This window comes from Caulobacter sp. GW822-FHT07D08 (assembly GCF_058798735.1).
The window spans coordinates 1-21,696 of sequence record NZ_JBXAKU010000008.1; the positions used below are offsets into that span (position 1 = coordinate 1).

The window sequence follows — 21,696 nt, forward strand, 5'->3', positions numbered from 1 at the left end:
GGGGTGGAGCAGCCCGGTAGCTCGTCAGGCTCATAACCTGAAGGTCACAGGTTCAAATCCTGTCCCCGCACCCAAGGCCCTAGACCGTAACACCCACCCTGTCCGCGCGCGGTCAGGGCTTTTTTGTACCTCTGCGTGCAATCCAGAGTGGCATTCCGGCAACGCTCGAAGCCGGAAGCGCGAATTTTTATGGCCTTGGCCGCCTTACAGCCGATTTTCTCCATTCAAAGCCCATAGCGCATGGCGCGGTTTTGCGTCATGACTTCCGTTGGAAGGACGCGGGCCGACTATCAGCCCGTCGATTGAGGTGTTTGAGGATAATATGGCGAACGGTGTCGTTAAGTGGTTCAACCCGGCCAAGGGCTTTGGTTTCATTCAGCCCGAGGACGGCGGCCAGGACGTGTTCGTCCACATCGCCGCGGTTGAACGTTCGGGCCTGGCTGGCCTGAATGAAGGTGACCTGGTCAATTACGAGCTGGAAGAAGATCGTCGCTCGGGCAAGACCTCGGCCGGCAACCTGCGCGTCACGGGCCAAGGCGCCGTGCCGGCCGGTGGCGGCGCCCGCGGTGGCCCCGGTGGCGCTCGTCCGCCGCGCAGCTTCGACGCCCCGCGTGGCGGCGGCTACGGTGGTGGTGGCGGTGGCGGCGGTGAAGCCGGCACGGGCGTCGTGAAGTGGTTCAACACCACCAAGGGCTTTGGCTTCATCCAGCCGGACAACGGCGGTGGCGACATTTTCGTGCACATCTCGGCCGTGGAACGCGCCGGCCTGCGCGGCCTGAACGAAGGCCAGCAAGTCGGTTACGAGCTTGAACAGGACCGCCGCTCGGGCAAGACCTCGGCCGGCAACCTGCGCATCCTCTAAGGGTGCGAATTCGAAAAGGCCGCCCGGACGGAGGGCCTTTTCAGAGACTTTTGAGGGGCCCCGCCGACGTGCGAACGTCGGACGGGGCCTTTCGGCGTTCTGGACAAGCTTTACCGGTGGCCGCTTTGGCGCTCCCGGCGGGCCGGCTCGGGCCACCCGGCGATGAAAAAGGCCGCCCGGCATGGGGCGGCCTTTCACCATTCTGGATGGGGGCGAGGCTGACCGTCAGGTCCCCTAAAGGGCCCGTTCCGAAGCCGCCTGATTCACGCTGAGCGCCGTCAGGTTGACGATGCCGCGCGCCGTGACACTGGGCACGAGCACGTGCAGCGGCTTGCTCATGCCCAGCAGGACCGGGCCGACCAGCAGGGACTCCGTGGCGGCGCTGAGCAGGGTCAGGGCGATATTGGCCGCGTCGAGCGTCGGCATGACCAACAGGTTGGCCGAGCCTTTCAGCGGGCTGTCGGCGACCATGCGCTCGCGCAGGTGCTGGCTGAGGGCGGCGTCGGCGTGCATCTCGCCGTCGACCTCGAGCTCCGGCGCCTGCTCGCGCAGGATCGCCAGGGCCTCGCGCATCTTGCGGGCGGTCGGCGAATTGCTGGCGCCGAACGAGGAGTGCGAGAGCAGGGCGGCCTTGGGCGTCAGGCCGAAACGCCGCACGGCCTCGGCGGCCAGCTGGGTGCACTCGGCGACCTGTTCGGCGGTCGGGTCGACGTTCACGTGGGTGTCGCAGAAGAACAGCGTGCCGTTGTCGAGGATCAGGGTCGACAGGGCGTAGACCCGGCTGACGCTCTCCCGGCGCGGGATGATCGGCAGGGCGTAGGTCATGTGCTGCCACCAGTCGCCGCTGCCGCCGACCAGGGCGGCCTCGACATAGCCCGACGACAGCAGCATCGAGGCGGCCACGGTGCGACGGCCCTCGACGCGACGCTCGGCGGCGGTCGGCGGCACGCCGCGGCGACCCACCAGCTTCTGATAGTCGGCGACCAGCGGCCCGAACAGGTCCTTGTCGGTATAGGGGTCGACGATCTCGACCTTACCGCCCAGGTCCAGGCGCAGGCCCATCTCGGCGACCTTGGCCTTGATCACTTCGCGACGGCCGACCAGCACGGGATGGGCCAGGCCTTCATCGACCACGGTCTGGACGGCGCGCAGCACGCGTTCGTCCTCGCCCTCGGCATAGGCCACCTTGACCGGGGCCTTGCGCGCGCGCTCGAACACCGGGCGCATCAGCTGGCCCGAGCGGTAGACGAAGAGCTCCAACTCCGCCTGGTAGGCGTCGAAGTCGGTGATCGGCCGGGTGGCCACGCCGCTGTCCATGGCCGCCTTGGCGACGGCCGGCGCGATCTGCAGGATCAGGCGCGGGTCGAACGGCTTGGGGATGATGTATTGCGCGCCGAACACCGGGGCGACGCCGCCATAGGCCGAGGCGACGACTTCGGAGGCCTCGGCGCGGGCCAGTTCGGCGATCGCCTCGACGGCCGCGACCTTCATCGCCTCGTTGATCTCGCTGGCCCCGACGTCCAGGGCGCCCCGGAAGATGAAGGGGAAGCAGAGGACGTTGTTGACCTGATTGGCGTAGTCGCTGCGGCCGGTGGCCATGATGGCGTCGGGACGGGCGGCGTAGACCAGCTCGGGCAGGATCTCCGGCTCCGGGTTGGCCATGGCGAGGATCAGCGGGTTCGGCGCCAGCAGCGGCAGCCACTCGGCCTTGAACACCCGCGGAGCCGACAGGCCCAGGAAGATGTCGGCGCCGGCGATGACCTCCGACAGGGTGCGAGCGTCGGTCTGGCGCGCATAGCGGGCCATGTTGTCGAGCATGTCGTCGTCGCGACCGGCGTACACGACGCCCTTGATGTCGGTCAGGGTGACGTTCTCGACCGGCAGGCCCATCGAGACCAGCAGGTCGACGCAGGCCAGGGCCGCCGCGCCGGCGCCCGAGGTGACCAGCTTGACGTCCTTGAGGCTCTTGCCCTGGACCAGCAGGGCGTTGCGGACGGCCGCGGCGCAGACGATGGCGGTGCCGTGCTGGTCGTCGTGGAAGACCGGGATGTTCATCCGCTCGCGCAGGGTGCGCTCTATGATGAAGCACTCGGGGGCCTTGATGTCCTCGAGATTGATGCCGCCGAAGGTGGGCTCCAGCGCCGCCACCACCTCGATGAAGCGGTCGGGGTCGTTGGCGTCGACCTCGATATCGAAGACGTCGATGCCTGCGAACTTCTTGAACAGGACGGCCTTGCCCTCCATCACCGGCTTGCTGGCCAGCGGGCCGATATTGCCCAGGCCCAGCACGGCGGTGCCGTTGGAGATCACGGCCACCAGATTACCGCGCGCGGTGTAGTCGCGGGCCTTGTCAGGATCGGCGGCGATGGCTTCGCAAGGCGCGGCGACACCGGGGGAATAGGCCAGGCCCAGGTCGCGCTGGGTGGCCATCCGCTTGGTGGCCTCGATGGCCAGTTTCCCGGGCCGCGGCAGACGGTGGTAATCCAGCGCCGCCTTACGGAAATCCTCGTCCATCGGTGTCCCTCTTGAAGCATCTGCGCGCACGCGGCGCGGCCCGTCTCTGTCGCGAGCCGTCACGGGTCAAGCTATAGGGGTCTAGCTACCGGGGATGGCCCGGTTTTCCAACCCTGCGCGCGCCTTTGGCGTCGCGTGCGATGATGACGTCATCGAAAAGGGCCTCGTCAAATCGCTCCGCTAAGTAATAAATCTATTATATAATGCCTCTGCTTCGGGCGCCCGCCGCCCCGTTCCTCGGCGCTGTTCCTTCCCGCGCCGCCTCGAGGGGCATGGTGCTGGACAGGGCGCCCGGAGCGACCGAGCATCGACTCGGCAATGAGATCCGAGGGCGGAGCATGAGCGGACTGACGACACACATCCTCGACCAGGCGGCCGGAAAGCCGGCGGCCGGCGTGACGGTTCGGGTGTCGCGGCGCGAGGGTTCGCACGTCTCGCTGCTGGCGGAATACCGCACGGACGCCGACGGTCGTGCGCGGCTTGTCGCCGGCGAGGACCTGGAGGTCGGCGCCTATCGCCTGGAATTCGCGATCGGCGCGCATTTCGCGGCGTCCGGCCTGCCGGTCACCGCCCCGCCGTTCCTGGACGTGGTGGTCATCGATTTCGCCGTCTCGAACGTCGACCAGCACTGGCACGTGCCGCTGCTGGTTTCGCCGTACGGCTATTCCACGTACCGGGGCAGCTGATGGGCGAGACGATCCGCTTTCTGTTGGACGGTGAGGTCCGAGAAGTCCGTGGGGCGAACCCGACGACGACCCTGCTGGAGCACCTGCGCGGGCCAATGCGCCGGACCGGGACCAAGGAGGGCTGCGCCGAGGGCGACTGTGGGTCTTGCACCGTGCTGGTGGGCGAGGCGGACGGCGAGGCCGTGGCCTGGCGTGCGGTCAATAGCTGCATCCAGTTCCTGCCCATGCTGCACGGCAAGGCGCTGCTGACGGTCGAGAGCCTGGCCAAAGGGGGCGCGCTGCATCCGGTGCAGCAGGCGATGGTCGACAAGCACGGCTCGCAGTGCGGCTTCTGCACGCCGGGCATCGTCATGTCGCTGTACGGTCGCGCGATCGCGGCCAAGGGCGCGGCCGCGCCGGTCGGCGAGGTGCTGGCTGGGAACCTGTGCCGCTGCACCGGCTATGGCCCGATCCTCGAGGTGGCCAAGGGCGTGGAGGCGGAGGCGGCGCCGGCGGTCGATCTGTCGACGGTGCGCGACGAGACGATGCTGAGCCTCAGTTACGAGGACGAGATTCACGGCGTCACCCGCACGTGGCTGTCGCCGCGCACCGTCGATGAACTTGCTCAGGCCTATCTGGAACATCCCGACGCGACGATCGTGGCCGGCGCGACCGATGTCGGCCTGTGGGTCACCAAGCAGCGGCGTCCGCTGCCGACCCTGATCAGCGTGTCCGAGGTCGTCGAACTGAAGGCTCTGGAGGAGACGGTCGAGGGTCTGCGCATCGGCGCCGGCGTTCGCTATGTCGACGCCATCGAGGCGGTGGCGAAGCTCTATCCGGACCTTGGCGCGATGATGCGGCGGCTGGGCTCCACCCAGGTGCGCAATAGCGGCACGATCGGCGGCAACATCGCCAACGGCTCGCCGATCGGCGACATGCCGCCGGCGCTGATCGCGGCGGGGGCGACCCTGGTGCTGCGCCGGGGAGGCGAGCGGCGCGAGCTGGCGCTGGAAGACTTCTTCCTCGACTACGGCAAGCAGGACCGCCGGCCCGGCGAGTTCGTCGAGGCGGTGATCACGCCGAAGCTGGACGCCGGCCGGATCTTCAAGGTCTTCAAGCTGTCCAAGCGCTTCGACCAGGACATCTCGGCGGTATGCGGGGCGTTCTCGCTGGCGATCGAGGGCGGCGTCGTCACCGACGCCCGCATCGCGTTCGGCGGCATGGCCGGCACGCCCAAGCGAGCCAAGGGCTGCGAGGCGGCGCTGATGGGCCAGCCGTGGACGGAGGCGACCGTCGCGGCCGCCATGGCCGCGCTCGACACCGACTACGCGCCGATGAGCGACATGCGCGCCTCGGCCGCCTACCGGTCACTGACCGCGCGGAACATGCTGCGCAAGGTGTTTCTGGAAACCGAGGACACAGCCGCGGAAACGCGCGTCATTCCGGAAAGTGTCGGGCCGGAGAGGGCTCATGGCTGATTCCGCCGCGACCGCGTCCGTCCAGAACGCCGCCTTCCAGGGCGTCTCCGCGCCGCTGCCGCATGACAGCGCCGCGCGGCATGTCGCGGGCTCGGCGATCTATATCGACGACATGCCCGAGCCAGCCGGCCTGCTGCACGTGGCCTTCGGGATGAGCGCCAAGGCGCACGCCAGGATCACCAGGATGGATCTGTCGGCCGTCCGCGCCGCGCCCGGGGTGGTGCTGGTGCTGTCGGCCGAGGACATTCCCGGCGAGAACGATGTCAGTCCGGTCCTTCACGACGACAAGCTGTTCGCTGATGGCGAGGTTTATTGCGTCGGCCAGAGCCTGTTCGCCGTGGCCGCCACCTCGATCGCCGCCGCTCGCGCCGCCGTCGGCAAGGCCGTCGTCGACTACGAAGACCTGCCTGTCGCCGTCGACATCGCCGCCGCGCGCGAGATGGACCTGAAGCTCGAGGCCAGCCAGCGCATGGCGCGGGGCGACGCCCAAGCCGCGCTGGCGACGGCGCCGCGCCGCGTCCAGGGCAGGTTCGCGATCGGCGGTCAGGACCACTTCTATCTCGAAGGCCAGGTGGCGCTGGCGACGCCGGGCGAAGACGGCGATGTCCACATCTGGTCCTCGACCCAGCACCCCAGCGAGGTCCAGCATCTGGTCGCCCGCGTGCTGGATCGTCCGCACACCGCCGTCACCGTCGAGGTCCGCCGCATGGGCGGAGGCTTCGGCGGCAAGGAGACGCAAGCCTCGCTGTTCGCCGCCGCCGCCGCCCTGGTCGCGGTCAAGACCGGGCGCGCCGCCAAGTGCCGTCCGGACCGCGACGAGGACATGGTCATGACCGGCAAGCGGCATGACTTCGAAGTCGCCTACGATGTCGGCTTCGACCATGACGGCCGGCTGACCGGCCTGTCGCTGGACCTGGCCTCGCGCTGCGGAGCGACGACCGACCTGTCGATGGCGATCAACGATCGGGCGATGTTCCACGCCGACAACACCTACTACCTGCCGGCGGTCGAGATCCTGTCGCACCGGTTCAAGACCCACACGGTCTCGAACACCGCCTTCCGAGGTTTCGGCGGACCGCAAGGGATGCTGGCCATCGAGCGGGTGATGGACGCGGTCGCCGCCGAGGTCGGGATCGATCCGCTGGAGGTGCGCCGCCGCAACCTCTATGGCGGCGAGGGTCGCAACCTGACGCCCTACCACCAGGTGGTGGAAGACAATGTCGCGCCGCAGCTGATCGACGAGCTCTCGGCCTCCTGCGCCTATGAGGACCGCCGTCGCGAGATCGAGGCGTTCAACAAGACTAGCCCGGTGCTTAAGAAGGGCATCGCCCTGACGCCCGTGAAGTTCGGCATCTCGTTCACCACCACCCACCTGAACCAGGCCGGGGCGCTGATCCACCTCTATGCCGACGGCTCGATCATGCTGAACCACGGCGGGACCGAGATGGGGCAGGGGCTGAACATCAAGATCGCCCAGATCGTCGCCAACGCCTTCCAGGTCGAGATCGGCCGCGTGAAGATCACCGCGACCGTCACCGACAAGGTGCCCAACACCTCGGCGACCGCCGCCTCGTCGGGCGCTGACCTGAACGGCATGGCGGCCCTCAACGCGGCCGAGACCATCAAGGCGCGGCTGGTGGCGTTCGCGGCCGGGAAGTGGGGCGTGGATCCCACCGAGGTGGCGTTCACGCCGGACGGCGTCCGCGTCGGGGCCGAGACCTTTGAGTTCGGCTGGTTCGCGCGCCAGGCCTATCTGGCGCGGACCTCGCTGTCGGCGACCGGCTACTACGCCACGCCCAAGATCCACTATGACCGCGCCACCCATACGGGCCGGCCGTTCTATTACTTCGCCTATGGCGCGGCCTGCAGCGAGGTGCTGATCGACACCCTGACCGGCGAGATGAAGGTGACCCGCGCCGACATTCTGCACGACGTCGGCAAGTCGCTGAATCCCGCCATCGACCTCGGCCAGATCGAGGGCGGCTTCATCCAGGGCATGGGCTGGCTGACGACGGAGGAGCTGGTCTACGACGCGCAAGGCCGCCTGCGGACCCATGCGCCGTCGACCTACAAGATCCCGACCATCGGCGACCGCCCGGCGCACCTGGACGTTCGCCTGTGGAAGGCCGGCCGCAATGTCGAGGCCACGGTGCACCGCTCCAAGGCCGTGGGCGAGCCGCCGCTGATGCTGGCGATCTCGGTCTACTGCGCGATCAACCACGCGGTGGCCAGCGTCGGGGACTACAAGCTCCTGCCGCAGCTGGACGCGCCGGCGACGCCCGAGACCATCCTGATGGCCTGCGAGGACGTGCGGGTGAGGGCCATGAATGCCTGAGTTTCTTTCTCCCGTTCTCCCCGGCGAAGGCCGGGGCCCAGATCGAACCCACGAGCGGGCGCACTTGTGGTCTCGGCCGTGGGCGCGAGCGCACCACCCCATCCGGATGAATCTGGGCCCCGGCCTTCGCCGGGGAAATCGGATTCTTGGGGTAGTCGCATGAGCCGGAACTGGGCGCGTGCGGCCTTGGCCAGGCTGGACGCCCACGACGAGGCCGCCCTGGTCACCGTGCTGGCCACCGAGGGCTCGGCCCCGCGCGAGGCCGGGACCAAGATGGTCGTCTGGCGCGACGGGCAGTCCGGCACGATCGGCGGCGGCAATCTGGAATACCGTGTCGCTGACCAGGCGCGACGGATGCTGGACGGCGGCCAGGCCCATTTCGCGATCCAGGACTACCCGTTGGGCCCGCTGCTGGCCCAGTGCTGCGGCGGCCGCGTGCGCCTGTTCCTGGAGCGTCTGAACGACAACAGCCGCGACTGGCTGACCGAGGCCGCAAGGCGGATGGACGCCGCCCAGCCGTTCGAGGTCCGCACCCGCTTCGATCCCGGCCTGCTGACCAAGGTGGTCGCGCCGATCATGGCCACCGATGGCGACGGCCCGGCGGTCTCCTTCGGCGAGGTCCAGGCCGCCGCGCGCGGCGCGCGGCCAGAGCTCGGCGATGTGATGGTCGAGCGCGCCGACGCCCCGCGTCCGCCGCTGTTGCTGTTCGGCGCCGGCCATGTCGGCCAGGCCATCGCCAGGGCCTTCGAGCCGCTGCCCTTCCGCCTCTTCTGGTACGACACCCGTCCCGAAACCGCCGACATCCCCGGCGTCACGGTGCTGGCGCCCGCCGAGGTCGCCGCCAAGGCCATGGGCGCAAGCCCCGACGCCTACGGTCTGGTTCTCACCCACGACCACGCGCTCGACTACGCGCTGGTCTCGGCCGGCTTGGCAGGCGGCGGATTTTGTTTCTTCGGCGTCATAGGTTCGAAGACCAAGCGGGCTAGGTTCATGAGCCGGCTGCGCGACGACGGGTTCTCGGAGGCGGTGCTGACCCGTCTGACCAGTCCCATCGGCCTGCCGCAGCTGAAGAGCAAGGCGCCCGAGGTGATCGCGGTCTCGGTGGCGGCCGACCTCCTGATGCGCCAGGAAGCGGCGCGCATTCGAAACGACGAGAGCGCCAGTGCAAGCTTATAGGGCGTCGATCCTCCACCTCGTGGATGATCCGACCAAGAACGCGGAAGCCGTGGCCTTCCACGAGGATGGCCTGCTGCTGGTCGAGGACGGCCGCGTCGCGGGCTGCGGCGCCTATGCCGAGCTGTCGCCGTGGCTGGGTGACGCCGAGCTGCACGACCTGACCGGCCATCTGATCACGCCGGGCTTCATCGACACCCACATCCACTTGCCGCAGGTCGACGTCATCGCCGCCCACGGCAAGCAGCTTCTGGACTGGCTGGAGCAGCACACCTTCCCGGCCGAGGCGGCCTTCGCCGATCCCAAGCACGCGGCCGACACGGCGGCGTTTTTCATCGACGAGCTGCTGCGCAACGGCACCACCACGGCGCTGGTGTTCGGCTCGGTGCACAAGGTCTCGGTCGACGCCCTGTTCGCCGAGGCCTATGAGCGCGACATGCGGCTGATCGCCGGTAAGGCGCTGATGGACCGCAATGCGCCGGACGGCCTGACCGACACGGTCGAGAGCAGTCGCGCCGACATGGAGCAACTGATCGCCGACTGGCACGGCAAGGGCCGCCTTGGCTACGCCGTCACCCCGCGCTTCGCGATCAGCTGCAGCGACGCACAGCTGGCCATGGCCGGTGAAGTCCTGGCCGCGCATCCCGACGTCTGGATGCAGACCCACCTGTCGGAGAATATCCACGAGATCAAGGAGACGGCGCGCCTGTTCCCCGCGGCTAAGGACTATCTCGACGTCTACGACCGCTTCGGCCTGCTGCGCGAACGATCCGTCTTCGCCCACTGCGTCCACCTGAAGGGCGACGCGTTCCGGCGGCTGGCGGCCAAGGGCGGGGCGGTGGCTTTCTGCCCGACCTCGAACCTGTTCCTGGGGTCTGGCCTGTTCCCGCTGGAGGAGGCCTGTTCGCACGGGGTCAAGGTCGGCATGGGCACCGACGTCGGGGCGGGCACGACCTTCTCGATCCTGCATACGCTGGGCGAGGCCTACAAGGTCGGCCAACTGCGGGGCGACGCGCTGGATCCGTTCCAGGCGCTGTACCTGGCGACCCTGGGCGGGGCGCGGGCGCTGGATCTCGGCGACAAGATCGGCAATCTCGAGCCGGGCAAGGAAGCCGACTTCGTGGTGCTGGACCTGGCCGCGACGCCGCTGATGGCGCGGCGGCTGGCCGGGGCGAAGAGCCTGGAGAACAAGCTCTTCGCGCTGACCGTGCTGGGGGATGATCGGGTCGTGGCCCGGACCTATCTGGCGGGCGTGGAGCGGTACAGGCGCTAGGCCCCCATCGTCTCCGCATAGAGCTTCAGCAACCGGGCCCCGTCCACCGCCACGGTCGCGGCCTGGATCGGCTGGTCGTCCCAGGCTGAGGGGCCGAACAGCTCGCCCTCGGGGCTCTGGCAGGTCTGGCCGAGCGTGATGCCCTCGGTCACCACGCGCACCGGACCCCGGCGCACGGCGAACAGCGTCGGATCGATCACGAAGGCCACCGCCGCGGCGTCGTGCACGCAGCAGCCGACGATGCCGTCGCGGCCGCCGTAGAACGCCGCATAGGGCTTGGAGATCGCGTTCAGGAACCCGCCGGCGTCACTGCCCGTGGCGGCCAACGCCTCCATGTAGTCTGGCGACATCACCACCTGGGTGGTCACGTCCAGGCTGACGGCGGTCAGGTTCCAGGGAGCGGTGAACACCTGGTCGGCGGCTTCCGGGTCGTTCCAGATATTAGCCTCGGCCACCGGGGTGACATTGCCCGGCTTGCCGGCCACGCCGAACGCGCCGCCCATGATCACCACGGACTTCAGCAGGGTGGCGACCTCGGGATCGGCCTTCAACGCCAAAGCGAGGTTGGTCAGCGGACCGACGGCGCAGAGGACCACCTCGCCCGGATACTGGCGGGCCAGGTCGATGATCGCCTGGTGGGCCGGTTTGGCCTCGGGCTCGGCGGGAACCAGGCCGGTCAGCTCGACATCGCCAAGGCCGTTCTCGCCATGCACGAAGGTCGGCGAGGGGTTGCGCGGCCGGGTCAGGGGCTTCTCCGCGCCCTTGTAGACCGGCGCCGTCAGGCCGAAGCGGGCCTTCAGGTAAAGCGCGTTGCGCGTCGTGGTCTCGATGTCGGAATTGCCGAAGACAGTTGTCACCGCGATCAGCTCGAGGGCGGGGCTCGCCTCGATGAACAGCAGCGCCATGGCGTCGTCGATGCCGGGATCGGTGTCGAAGATGATCTTGGTCGTCATTCGCAGGCTCTAGCGCTTTTCTTCGTTCGAGGCGAGGCGCTGGTCGGCCCCGCCCTGCATCAGGGACACGTGGGCCGAGACGACCTTCCAGCCGGCCTCGGTGCGGATCCAGGTCTGGCTCTGGCGGCCGATCTTGCCGCTGTCCTCGCGGCGGAATTCGACATGGGCGACGGCGAAGTCGGTCCCGAAGGTGGTGATCTCCGTCCGCAGCCGCGTGCGCGGCGGCGAACCGCCGGTCCGGCCGACACGGAAGGCGGCGATCTCGTCGAAGCTCCACAGGTTCTCGGCCACGCCCAGCCGCACCGTGTGGGCCGAGTTCCAGAACGCGCCGTCCAGGGCCTCGACATCGTTGCTCATCAGCGCCGCCTCATAGGCGTCGACCAGGGCCGTCACCTCGGCCAGCACGGCGGGATCGTTGACGATCATAGAGCGCCCTTCGGGGGATGGGCGGCCACGACACCCTCGCGCTGCAGCCTTACGGCGGCGGAGAAGGCCAGGTCCTCACGCCAGGCCGGGGCGATGATCTGCACGCCGATCGGCAACTGGCCCGGACGGTTCACGGGCGCGGCCACCACCGGCAGGCCGATATAGCTGATCGGCTGGGTGAAGGCGCCGAGGTTCTTGCGCACCGAGACGGGGACGCCGTCCATCTCCATCGTCGCCTGGCCGATCGGCGGAGCGGGGCAGACGGACGACGGGGCCAAGAGGACATCGTAGCGCTGGAAGGCCTCGCGGACCTCGTCGCGGAAGATCGTGCGGAAGCGCTGGGCGGCCTTGTGTACGCCCTCGGGCAAAAGGGCGCCGGCCAGCAGGCGGTCGCGGACGGCCGGGTCGTAGTCCATGGCGCGTTTGGCCAGGTCGTCGTGATGCAGCTCGCCGCCCTCGAAGGCGGTCAGGCAGAAGGCCGCGGCGCGGGCGGCGACCGCGTTCGGCAAGGTGACGAGGTCGTCGGCCTTCAGCGCCGAGCCGACGCGGCCGAGGGCTTCGAGCACTTCGGGGAAGGCGCCCTGCTGGAACCAGCCGCCCAGCACGCCGACCCGCAAGGGACGCTCGGCCAGTGTGTCGAGGCGATCGGCCAGAGGCTCGGCGTCGCGCACGCAGATCGCGTCGCCTTGGGGATCGGGACCCTGCAGGACGTCGTACGCAAGGGCCAGATCTTCGACCGACCGCGCGAACGGACCGACATGGTCCAGGCTCTCGACGAACGGGAACACGCCCTGGCGCGACAGGCGGCCGTAGGTGGGCTTGAGGCCGAACACGCCGCACAGGCTGGCCGGGATGCGGATCGAGCCATTGGTGTCCGAGCCCAGGGTCAGAGGAACCAGCCCCGCCGCCACGGCCGCCGCCGAGCCGCCCGACGAGCCGCCGGCGATCCGGCTGGGGTCGTGCGGATTGTGGACCGGCCCGTCGTGGGCGTTCTCGGTGACGAAGCCGTAGGCGAACTCGTCCATGTTCAACGCTCCGACCAGGATCGCCCCTGCGGCGGTCAGGCGTCGGACCAGGGTCGCGTCGTGGGCCGGCGGGGCGGCGTCGCGGCGGATCCTCGAGCCGGCCAAGGTCGCCAGACCCTCGATGTCGAACAGGTTCTTCACCGCCACCGGCACGCCGGCCAGCGGACCGACCGGACGGCCGGCGGCGAGGTCGGCGTCGACCGCCTCGGCGGCGGCCAGGGCGCGCTCGGCGGTGACGGCCGTGAAGGCGTTGATCCCGCCGTTCAGGCGCTGGATGCGCGAGAGGGTGGCCTCGGTCACGGCTCGGGCGGTGACGCGGCCCGCGCGGACCTCGCCGGCGATCTCGACGACGCTGCAGAAGCTCACGGCTGGAACGTCTCCGGCGGTTCGCCGGCGAGGTCACCCCCAGCTGTCTCTTGGAGCGCTGACACGAACAGGGACGCCTGGGTGCGCAGCAGGGCGACGTTGTCGATCACAGTCGGCAGGACGTCCGGTGACAGGGTCAGGTCGCGCGCGGCGGCGCGGGCGGCCGTCCACGGCGCGATCTCGTGGTCCTTCAGGTCCAGAAAGGCCTTCGTCTCCGCGTCCAGCGCCATGCGGTCTCCCTGAAGCTCTGCAAGTAAGAAAAAACTTCATACACCCGCGTTCGTGGGAATCGCCAGCCCCGGCGCCGCTGGAAGGGCGCAGCGCCCAAGCCCGCGCCATCCTGGCCGCCGATCGCCCGCGTCGCGAGCAGGGAAGGGCGATCGTCACTCCGGCCCTCCGCCAGGCCTAGGCGCTGAGCCAGCGTAAGCGCGAGATACGCTTGTAAGAAGGAACTTACTTGATGGCGCATCACCGGCTGGCTTCCACCCCCGACACCATCCGCTTCGGCATGTTCGACGCGGCTTTCGATCCCGTGCTGACGGTGAACTCCGGCGACAGCGTCACCTTCGAGTGCGTCTCGGGCGGCGTCGAGGTCATGCCGCCGCCGGGTTCGCCCCTCGTTGTGCCGCCCGCGCTGAGGGCGATCCATGACAGCAATCCGCCGAGGATCGGTCCGCACATCCTGACCGGCCCCGTCGCCATCGCCGGCGCCGAGCCGGGCGACACGCTGGAGGTGCGGATCGAGACGATCGAGCCCAATAACGACTGGGGCTATTGCGCCGTTCGGCCCCTGGCCGGCACCCTGCCGGAAGACTTCCCCGAGCGCTATGTCAGCCACATCGCCGTCGACCGCGCGGCCGGGACCTGCAAGCCGGAATGGGGCCCGGAGCTGCCGTTGGCGCCGTTCTTCGGCACCATGGGCGTCGCCCCGCCGGCCAGCTACGGTCGCCTCTCCAGCCGCGAGCCCCGGGAGCACGGCGGCAACATGGACAACAAGGAGCTGGTCGCCGGCTCGACCCTCTACCTGCCGGTCTGGGTTCCTGGCGCGAACTTCTCGGTCGGCGACGGCCACGGCCGCCAAGGGGACGGTGAGGTTTGCGTCAACGCGCTGGAGATGGGCCTGACCGGGACCTTCACCTTCGCGCTGCACAAGGGGGGCGAGCCCTTCAAGTGGCCGCGCGCCGAGACGCCGACCCACTACATCCTGATGGGCTTCAACGAGGATCTCGACCTAGCCATGAAGCTGGCCCTGCGCCAGACGATCGACTTCATCATCGCGCGCTCGGCCCTGACCCGCGTCCAGGCCTACCAGTTCTGCTCCCTGGCCGTGGATTTCCGGGTGACCCAGACCGTCAACGGCGAGAAGGGGGTCCACGCGCTGCTGGCCAAGGGGCTGTTGTTCTAGCGATACTACTTCTGAGCGTGGCGAAGATCGCGTGCGAACCCACGCGTCGCGTGCGGGCGTCGAAGAGGCTCGCGCTTCATGCGATCGACGCAAATCCCAATCCCGTAAAGGGTTGGTTGTTCCAGAACGACACGCGCGCCCCGTTTCGGCACAGGATTTATCCTTAATATTCCCGCGAACGCTGAAAGCGCTCCGGCCCACGTCTTGCACTCGCTAGGTCACGCTGAGGTTGCAGCTTGTTGCGAGGGGTTGAGGCGATGGATTTTCGGGGCACGGAAGGCGCGGACGTTCTGAACGGCGGCGCGGGTGACGATGTCATCTACGGGTTCGGCGGCAATGACACCCTGAAGGGTGGCGCGGGCAACGACGTCCTGGCCGGCAACGACGGCGCCGACATCCTGCAAGGCGGCGACGGCGACGACTATATCCTGGGCGGCGCGGGCGCCGACACCATCGACGGCGGCGCGGGCAATGACTGGGCGGCCTACGAGGACGCCACGGCCGGCGTGAAGATCGACCTGAACCTCGCCGGCGCGCAGAACACCGGCGGCTCCGGGACCGACAAGCTGACCGGCATCGAGAACGTCTACGGCTCGGCCTTCAACGACACCCTGACCGGCGACGCCAAGGACAACATGATGGTCGGCGCCGCCGGCAATGACACGATCAGCGGCGGCAAGGGCAATGACACCCTGTGGGGCGACGCTGGCGCGGACGTCCTGGATGGCGGCGACGGCGACGACTACATCGTCGGCGGCGCGGGCGACGACATCATCAAGGGCGGCGCGGGCGACGACTGGTCCTCGTACGAAAACGCCACGGCCGGCGTGACGGTCGACCTGACCAAGACCGGCGCCCAGGACACGGTTGGCGCCGGCAAGGACACCCTGACCGGCATTGAACTGCTCTACGGTTCGAAGTTCGACGACGTCCTGACCGGCGACGCCAAGGACAACTACCTCTGGGGCAGCGACGGCAACGACAGACTGTACGGCGGGGCGGGCGACGACCACCTGTCGGGCGGCAACGGCGTCAACCTGATCGATGGCGGCGAGGGCTTCGACACGGTCGACTATGCGTTCAGCGACAAGGGGGTGACGATCAACCTGTCGGGCGGTCCGGCGCCGCAGATCCCGATCCCGGACGGCTTCGACGCGATCCGCTCGGTCGAGGCGGCGATGGGCTCGGCCTATAGCGACGCCATCGTTGGCAACGACGCCGAGAACTACCTGTTCGGCGACGCCGGCGACGACGTCATCTTCGGCATCGGCGGCCACGACACCCTGGACGGCGGCGATGGCAACGACGTCCTGCGCGGCAGCTTCTACAAGCCCGGCGACATGCTGCTGGGCGGCGCGGGCAACGATCAGATCATCGTCTGGGCGGGTCCGGGCAGCGAAGGCGACGCGACCACCGTCGATGGCGGCTCGGGCGTAGATGATCTGATCTTCTCGACGGCCGCCGACATCACCCTGAATCTGGCGAACGCCGGTGACCAAGTGATCTCGCCGGGCGTCCACATGATCGTCTCGAACATCGAAAACGTCATGGGCAGCTACGGCAACGATCGGATCACCGGCGACGCGGGCGCCAACGTGATCATCGGCGGCCAGGGCAACGACGTCCTCGACGGCGGCGCGGGCTTCGACATCGCGTCCTATGAGGGCGACCAGGCCGTCCGGGTGGACCTGTCCAAGACCGGCCCGCAGAACACCGGCGGCGCGGGCGTTGACACCCTGAGCAACTTCGAAGGCCTCAGGGGTTCGCTCCGGGCCGACATCCTGATCGGCGACGCCAAGGACAACACGCTCGAAGGCAATTCGGGCGACGACATCCTGGATGGTGGCGCGGGTGCCGACACGGCGGTCTACTGGGCGAGCTCCTCGAACTACACTTGGGCCCTGAACGCCAACGGAACTTGGACGGTGAAGGGCCTGGAAGGCACGGACACCCTGCTGAACATCGAGAAGCTGCAGTTCAGCGACAAGACGGTGGCGCTTTCGCCGTCGACCACGACGGTGACGGTGGATGAGTTGCTGTCGCCGAAGGTGCTGCTGACCTCGACCGAAGGCTTCAAGGACGCCATTCTGTCGGCCGACGGCCGCAAAGCCTATGTCGCGACGATCGACGGCAATGTGGCCGGCATCGACACCGTCACGGGCGACCGTCTGGCCAGCATCAAGGTCGGTACGGACCTGGGCGGCATGTCCCTATCCGGGGATGGCCGCTATCTCGTGGTGACCGAAGCCAAGCTCCAGGATCGCTCGTCGCCGGGCGGCGCGCCGATGAAGATGGCGGTCGTCCACGTGCTGGACCTGCAGACGGGGACGGTGAAGGATTATTCGACGATCACGGCCGACCACGGCTTCGTCGATGCGGCGTTCATGAGCGACGGCAAGATCATCCTCACCCAGGACGTCTATGTGGGCGGCGTCGCGCCGCTCACGACGCTGGATCTGGCGACGGGCCAGTTCACGCAAGGCGACGCGAACCGCTACGGGGGCGCTGGGACGCTGCTGTCGACCGACGACCAGAAAAAGGTCCTGATGGCGCCGATCATGTACCCCTATGGGCCCCTCTATACGATCGAGGTGGGCAAGGGCGAGACGGCGTCGCACAATCACGGCGGCGTCCAGGATGGCGTTTCGACGAGCAACTTCGGCATCATCGCGATGTCGGGCGACGGCTCGATGATCGCCCAGCTATCCTATCCGAACGTCATCTACATCTACGACGGCGCGCTGGACTACAAGGTCGACCTGTCCCAGTTCGACCAGAACGTCTCCTACGTGCATGGGATGACCTTCAGCGCCGACGGCAAGCACCTGTATGTCGTCGACGCCGTCGAGGACCGCATCCTCGACTACTCGACCGCGACCTGGTCGTTGAACGAGGTCTACGAGATCGGTGCGGACATCGTTTATCAGGACTACGTCTTCAATGCCGGAGCCATCTATGGCGACCGGGTTTCGCTGAGCGACGACGGCCAGCGCATGCTAATCCTCGACGCCAACAAGGTCGTCTCGCTGAACATGAGCCTGCTGAAGCCGGCGGGCGGCACGGAGGGGGCCGACCTGATCGAAGGCTTCAACAACGTGGACTATTTGCGTGGGTTCGGCGGCGACGACACGATCAGGGGCGGCGGCGGCGATGACACCCTGATCGGCGGCAAAGGCGCCGACAAGCTGACCGGCGGCGGCGGCGCGGACACCTTCGTCTTCGCCAAGGGTGACACCACTTGGTCGCCCAACGGCGATTCCGGCGTCGACGTGATCACCGACTGGGAGGCCACTGACAGGCTGTCGTTCGGTCCGCACAGCGAGTTCATCCACTACGCCGAGCAGACCTCGAGCAGCTGGCTCGCGGCCGCGACCACCGCGCCGCAGATCATGGGCTCACAGCACCTGTCGTACCTAGCCATGCAGGTCGGCCCCGACGTCTACGTGTTCGCCGCCGCCAGCGGCGCGCAGAACGGCGCGGTCGAGAACGTCGTCAAGCTGGCCAACACCACGCTGGACAAGATCAGCGCCGACAACTTCGTGCCGGTCGGCGACGACAGCGCCAACATCCTGGTGGGCGGGGCGCTGAACGATAAGATCTATGGCTACAGCGGCAATGACACCATCAAGGGCGGTCAAGGGGCAGACGTCCTGTTCGGGGGCGCGGGCGCCGATACCTTCGTCTTCGAGGTGGGCGATACGACCCTGACGACTTCCAACAATACCGGCATCGACGTGATCATGGACTGGGAGGTCGGCGACAAGCTGTCGTTCACGTCGCTTGGCGGAGGCTTCGAGCTGCGCAAGGGGACGGCAAGCATTTGGCAAGAGGCCGTGTCCGACGCCGCGCAGTCCATTGGAGCCGGGAACCCAGCTTACCTAGCCTACCAGGTCGGAAACGACGTCTATGTGTTCTACAAGCCGAACGGCTTGTCGGGAACTATCGAGAACACGGTTCGGTTGGCGAACACCACGCTCGACAAGATCGATGAGAAGACCTTTAGCCCCGCCGCGACAGTCCCCATAAGAGGCGACGACAGCGCCAACATCCTGACGGGCAGCGCGCAGGACGACCTGATCTACGCCTATGGCGGGAACGACATCATCACGGGCGGCAAGGGCAACGATGTCATGGCCGGCGGTCCGGGCACGGACGTGTTCAAGTTCCTGGCCGGCGAAGGCCTATTCAATCCGACGCTTCAGAATTTCGACACGATCACGGACTTCGGCTCAGGTGACAAACTGGCTTTTAGCAATGCACCGACGGTAGTGACGGGAAACGACGTCCTGCACTTCAACGCGTTCATGAACCCGGACGGCACGATGAGTACTTCCTCCCAGCTGACGATCGAGGCTTACAACAACGGAGCCCTGAACGGCATCTATAGCCAAAAATACCTGGTCGTTGGCGCTGGCGCGGACACCTATATCGTCGCCAATACCGACGGCGTCGCAGGGTTCGACCAAGTCGTCCTCCTTAAGAACGTCTCCTCATCGCTCGTGACGGCCGACATGTTCATGGCCGCCTAAGGCGCCCGACCTCCCGCAACCTCTGTCGGGTCCCCTACGTTGACGTTGCGTCGGCGTAGGGGCCTGTTGCTCCGGCTGGACGCCCGGCGTGAAGATCGGGCCCTTGGAGGGAAGCGTATGAGATCGATCCTGCCCGTGGTCGCGCTGCTCGCGGTGGCCGCCTGTTCGCCCCAGCCCGCCGCCGACAAGAAGGCCGACGCGCCCGTCGTCGCCGCGCCGCCGGCCGCCGCGCTGAAGCCGCCGAAGGCTGATATCCCGGCCGGCGACTACACGCTGGACAAGCATCACGCGACGTTGGTGTTCAGCGTCAGCCACCTGGGCTTCTCGAACTACACGGCCGCGTTCGCCGACTTCGACGCCAAGCTGCATTTCGACCAGAACAACGCCGCGGCCAGCACGCTGGAGGCGACGATCAATCCGATGTCGCTGACCCTGCCGGTCCCGCCGGAGGGATTCCTGGCCGAGCTGACCGGGCCGCAGTGGCTGAACGCGGCGACCTATCCGGCCATCACCTTCAAGTCGACCAAGGTCGAGACCACCGGTCCCGACACCGGCAAGGTCACCGGCGACCTGACCCTGCACGGCGTCACCAAGCCGGTCGTGCTGGATGTGACCTATAATGGCGGTTATCCGGGCCATCCGATGGATCCGCACGCCCGTATCGGCTTCTCGGCCAAGGGCGCGTTCAAGCGCTCGGACTTCGGCATCGCCTACGGCGTCCCGGCGCCGGGCACGACCATGGGCGTCAGCGACGAGGTCCAGGTGGCGATCGAGGCCGAGTTCAGCGGTCCGCCGCTGGCGACGGCTCCGACCGCCGCCGCGCCAAAACCTTAGCGCGCGCCGCGCGTCAGATAGCCTTCGAGCAGCGCCAGGGCGTGGTCCAGCCGCGCTTTGCGCCACTCGGGAGCGCTCATGTCGGTGTCCAGCGTCGCCGACAGCGAATAGCCGTTGGCCAGGTGGAAGCGGCTCATGGCCGCGATGGTCACGTAGATCTGCACCGGGTCGAGGTTTGGACCAAAGATCCCCTGGCGCTGGCCGCTCTCGATCAGCTTCTCGATCGTGCGGCGCAGCGGGAAGGCGGTCTCGGTGACCACGCGCGACTGGGCGGCGAACTTGCCGTGCTGCAGGTTCTCGTTGCGCAGCAGGCCCTCGAAGCGGGGGTTCTTCTCGAAATAGTCGAAGGTGAAGCGCTGCAGCTCAAGGAAGCCGTCGAGCGGCTTGTCGAAGTCGATCTTCAGCTCGGCCTCGCGAGTGCGCAGGTCCATGTAGGCGCTCTCTAGGACGGCCATGTACAGGCCCTTCTTGTCCCCGAAGTAGTGGTACAGCATCCGGATGTTGCACTTGGCGGCCTTGACGATCCGCTCGATGCGCGCGCCGGCGAAGCCCGCCTGGGCGAATTCCTTCAAGGCCGCGGCGAGGATCGCCTTGCGCGTGCGCTCGGCGTTGCGCTTGCGCGGGGTGTTCTCGGTCTCGGTCTTGGTGGTCGCGTCCAGGACGGCGTCGGTCACGGGATCTTGGCTCCTTGATGGATCCAGGCGCCCAGCTGGGCGCGCTCCTCTACAGTCATGCTTGTCTCGTTGCCAAGGGGCATGCTGGTCGAGAGCACGGCGCGCTCGCGGATTTTCGGGGCGTAGGTCCGGATATGCTCAGGCGTGTCGAAGGTCGCGCCCAAGGGCGGGGCGGAAAAGCCCGGGTGCGTCGGCGTGGCGCCGTGGCACATGACGCAGTGCTTCTGGATGATGGCCTGGGCGGTTGAGAACGGGACCGGGGTTGAGATCTCGACCTTGTCCTTGGGCTTCATGCTGGCGACGACCGTGGCGGCGAAGATCAGCATCGCGCCGTAGAACAGGAAATCATGGCGGATCTTGCCGTGGTGCTTGAGCAGGAAGAACTGCCGGATCGAGATCCCGCCGGCGCTGATCATGGCCAGCAGCAACCAGCTCAGCGGATGGCCGGTGACCATCGGATAGTGGTTGCTGATCATGATGAAGATGACCGGCAGGGTCATGTAGGTGTTGTGCACCGACCGCTGCTTGCCCATCGCGCCCAGGCGCGGGTCGACCGGCCGACCGGCCAGCATGTCGGCGACGATCCTGCGCTGGTTGGGGATGATCACCAGGAAGACGTTGGCGACCATGGCCGTGCCAATGATCGCGCCCACGTGGATGAAGGCGCCGCGGTCGCTGAACAGCTTGGACAGGGCATAGGCCGCCGCCGTCAGCGCGCCGAACCACACGATGCCGAACCACAGGCCGCGCTGGCCCAGCGGCGAGCGACACAGGGCCTCGTAGACCGCCAGCCCGCCGAAGATGAAGGCCAGGCCCGCGCCGATCGCCGCCGGCTGGCTGAACGCGTGCTTGGCGGTGTCGATCAGATAGACCGGCGCCTGCCAGTAGTAGAGCACGATCAGCAGGGCGAAGCCCGACAGCCAGGTGGTGTAGGCTTCCCATTTGAACCAGTGCAGGTGGTCGGGCATGTGCGCCGGGGCCACCATGTACTTCTGCGAATGATAGAAGCCGCCGCCGTGCACGGCCCACAGCTCGCCCTTCACGCCGTCTTTCTCAGGGACGGGCGCGCGCAGATTGTTGTCCAGCCAGACGAAATAGAACGAGGCCCCGATCCAGGCGACGCCGGCGATCACGTGCAGCCAGCGCAGCGAGAGGTTCAGCCAGCCGGGAAGGTCGTAGTCCAT

The 21,696-nt window shown here is 67.7% G+C and carries 16 protein-coding genes and 1 pseudogene; 10 read left to right on the forward strand and 7 right to left on the reverse strand.

Annotated elements, in window-relative coordinates:
• Nucleotides 1-322: 322 nt before the first annotated feature.
• Together AC1RJ9_RS15685 and AC1RJ9_RS15690 are read left to right on the forward strand one after the other, a co-directional pair.
• Nucleotides 323-526 (forward strand): annotated as a pseudogene (locus AC1RJ9_RS15685) (cold-shock protein); the annotation flags it as partial.
• 141 nt (nucleotides 527-667) lie between these two features.
• Nucleotides 668-862, forward strand: a complete 195-nt coding sequence (locus AC1RJ9_RS15690) for a cold-shock protein (RefSeq protein ID WP_233206781.1) — start codon at nucleotides 668-670, stop codon at nucleotides 860-862.
• A gap of 234 nt (nucleotides 863-1,096) precedes the next feature.
• Here AC1RJ9_RS15690 and AC1RJ9_RS15695 read toward each other — a convergent pair whose 3' ends face one another.
• Entirely contained in the window at nucleotides 1,097-3,376 is a 2,280-nt protein-coding gene (locus tag AC1RJ9_RS15695; protein ID WP_492837814.1) for an NADP-dependent malic enzyme, read from the reverse strand.
• Between the two features lie 338 nt (nucleotides 3,377-3,714).
• On the opposite strand from AC1RJ9_RS15695, the gene uraH reads away from it, so the two are divergent.
• From uraH to guaD, 5 genes are all read left to right on the forward strand, one after another.
• Complete coding sequence (uraH, locus tag AC1RJ9_RS15700) at nucleotides 3,715-4,062, forward strand: hydroxyisourate hydrolase (RefSeq protein WP_492837815.1); 348 nt, start codon at nucleotides 3,715-3,717, stop codon at nucleotides 4,060-4,062.
• On the forward strand, nucleotides 4,062-5,519 hold the full coding sequence (gene xdhA / locus AC1RJ9_RS15705) for a xanthine dehydrogenase small subunit (protein WP_492837816.1): 1,458 nt from the start codon (nucleotides 4,062-4,064) through the stop codon (nucleotides 5,517-5,519). Before uraH ends, xdhA begins: the two co-directional genes overlap by 1 nt.
• Nucleotides 5,512-7,854, forward strand: a complete 2,343-nt coding sequence (gene xdhB, locus AC1RJ9_RS15710) for a xanthine dehydrogenase molybdopterin binding subunit (RefSeq protein ID WP_492837818.1) — start codon at nucleotides 5,512-5,514, stop codon at nucleotides 7,852-7,854. The genes xdhA and xdhB overlap by 8 nt, the downstream gene beginning before the upstream one ends.
• Before the next feature lie 159 nt (nucleotides 7,855-8,013).
• Nucleotides 8,014-9,030 carry a xanthine dehydrogenase accessory protein XdhC gene (xdhC, locus tag AC1RJ9_RS15715; RefSeq protein ID WP_492837819.1) on the forward strand — a complete coding sequence of 339 codons (1,017 nt, stop codon included), beginning with the start codon at nucleotides 8,014-8,016 and terminating at the stop codon, nucleotides 9,028-9,030.
• The gene (guaD, locus tag AC1RJ9_RS15720; protein WP_492837820.1) at nucleotides 9,017-10,300 is read left to right on the forward strand and encodes a guanine deaminase; all 1,284 of its coding nucleotides are present in this window, start codon (nucleotides 9,017-9,019) and stop codon (nucleotides 10,298-10,300) included. The genes xdhC and guaD overlap by 14 nt, the downstream gene beginning before the upstream one ends.
• Here guaD and AC1RJ9_RS15725 read toward each other — a convergent pair.
• The 4 genes from AC1RJ9_RS15725 to AC1RJ9_RS15740 are packed head-to-tail and all read right to left on the reverse strand — an operon-like array spanning nucleotide 10,297 to nucleotide 13,300.
• Nucleotides 10,297-11,259 carry a nucleoside hydrolase gene (locus tag AC1RJ9_RS15725; RefSeq protein ID WP_492838074.1) on the reverse strand — a complete coding sequence of 321 codons (963 nt, stop codon included), beginning with the start codon at nucleotides 11,257-11,259 and terminating at the stop codon, nucleotides 10,297-10,299. The two genes, guaD and AC1RJ9_RS15725, sit on opposite strands and share 4 nt — an antisense overlap.
• Nucleotides 11,260-11,262: 3 nt before the next feature.
• Nucleotides 11,263-11,679 carry an oxalurate catabolism protein HpxZ gene (hpxZ, locus tag AC1RJ9_RS15730; protein WP_492837821.1) on the reverse strand — a complete coding sequence of 139 codons (417 nt, stop codon included), beginning with the start codon at nucleotides 11,677-11,679 and terminating at the stop codon, nucleotides 11,263-11,265.
• Nucleotides 11,676-13,070 carry an AtzE family amidohydrolase gene (locus tag AC1RJ9_RS15735; RefSeq protein WP_492837822.1) on the reverse strand — a complete coding sequence of 465 codons (1,395 nt, stop codon included), beginning with the start codon at nucleotides 13,068-13,070 and terminating at the stop codon, nucleotides 11,676-11,678. The genes hpxZ and AC1RJ9_RS15735 overlap by 4 nt, the downstream gene beginning before the upstream one ends.
• Entirely contained in the window at nucleotides 13,067-13,300 is a 234-nt protein-coding gene (locus AC1RJ9_RS15740; protein WP_492837823.1) for a hypothetical protein, read from the reverse strand. The genes AC1RJ9_RS15735 and AC1RJ9_RS15740 overlap by 4 nt, the downstream gene beginning before the upstream one ends.
• Nucleotides 13,301-13,527: 227 nt before the next feature.
• On the opposite strand from AC1RJ9_RS15740, the gene AC1RJ9_RS15745 reads away from it, so the two are divergent.
• The 3 genes from AC1RJ9_RS15745 (at nucleotide 13,528) to AC1RJ9_RS15755 (ending at nucleotide 19,838) form a co-directional block, all read left to right on the forward strand.
• Nucleotides 13,528-14,475: an acetamidase/formamidase family protein gene (locus tag AC1RJ9_RS15745; RefSeq protein ID WP_492837824.1), complete on the forward strand. Its 948-nt coding sequence runs from the start codon at nucleotides 13,528-13,530 to the stop codon at nucleotides 14,473-14,475.
• Nucleotides 14,476-14,732: 257 nt separating this feature from the next.
• A complete protein-coding gene (locus tag AC1RJ9_RS15750) occupies nucleotides 14,733-19,004 on the forward strand; it encodes a calcium-binding protein (protein ID WP_492837825.1) in 4,272 nt (1,423 codons plus the stop codon).
• Between the two features lie 117 nt (nucleotides 19,005-19,121).
• Entirely contained in the window at nucleotides 19,122-19,838 is a 717-nt protein-coding gene (locus AC1RJ9_RS15755; protein WP_492837826.1) for a YceI family protein, read from the forward strand.
• Here AC1RJ9_RS15755 and AC1RJ9_RS15760 read toward each other — a convergent pair.
• Both AC1RJ9_RS15760 and AC1RJ9_RS15765 read right to left on the reverse strand, forming a co-directional pair.
• A complete protein-coding gene (locus tag AC1RJ9_RS15760; RefSeq protein WP_492837827.1) occupies nucleotides 19,835-20,512 on the reverse strand; it encodes a TetR/AcrR family transcriptional regulator in 678 nt (225 codons plus the stop codon). The genes AC1RJ9_RS15755 and AC1RJ9_RS15760 overlap by 4 nt on opposite strands.
• Nucleotides 20,509-21,696 carry a urate hydroxylase PuuD gene (locus AC1RJ9_RS15765; RefSeq protein ID WP_492837828.1) on the reverse strand — a complete coding sequence of 396 codons (1,188 nt, stop codon included), beginning with the start codon at nucleotides 21,694-21,696 and terminating at the stop codon, nucleotides 20,509-20,511. The genes AC1RJ9_RS15760 and AC1RJ9_RS15765 overlap by 4 nt, the downstream gene beginning before the upstream one ends.

Coding starts and splice junctions, on each gene's coding strand:
- uraH (WP_492837815.1), top strand. CDS start 3,715: ATGAGCGGACTGACGACACACATCCTCGACCAGGCGGCCGGAAAGCCG.
- AC1RJ9_RS15750 (WP_492837825.1), top strand. CDS start 14,733: ATGGATTTTCGGGGCACGGAAGGCGCGGACGTTCTGAACGGCGGCGCG.
- AC1RJ9_RS15755 (WP_492837826.1), top strand. CDS start 19,122: ATGAGATCGATCCTGCCCGTGGTCGCGCTGCTCGCGGTGGCCGCCTGT.
- xdhB (WP_492837818.1), top strand. CDS start 5,512: ATGGCTGATTCCGCCGCGACCGCGTCCGTCCAGAACGCCGCCTTCCAG.
- hpxZ (WP_492837821.1), bottom strand. CDS start 11,679: ATGATCGTCAACGATCCCGCCGTGCTGGCCGAGGTGACGGCCCTGGTC.
- AC1RJ9_RS15695 (WP_492837814.1), bottom strand. CDS start 3,376: ATGGACGAGGATTTCCGTAAGGCGGCGCTGGATTACCACCGTCTGCCG.
- AC1RJ9_RS15740 (WP_492837823.1), bottom strand. CDS start 13,300: ATGGCGCTGGACGCGGAGACGAAGGCCTTTCTGGACCTGAAGGACCAC.
- xdhC (WP_492837819.1), top strand. CDS start 8,014: ATGAGCCGGAACTGGGCGCGTGCGGCCTTGGCCAGGCTGGACGCCCAC.
- xdhA (WP_492837816.1), top strand. CDS start 4,062: ATGGGCGAGACGATCCGCTTTCTGTTGGACGGTGAGGTCCGAGAAGTC.
- AC1RJ9_RS15765 (WP_492837828.1), bottom strand. CDS start 21,696: ATGGACTACGACCTTCCCGGCTGGCTGAACCTCTCGCTGCGCTGGCTG.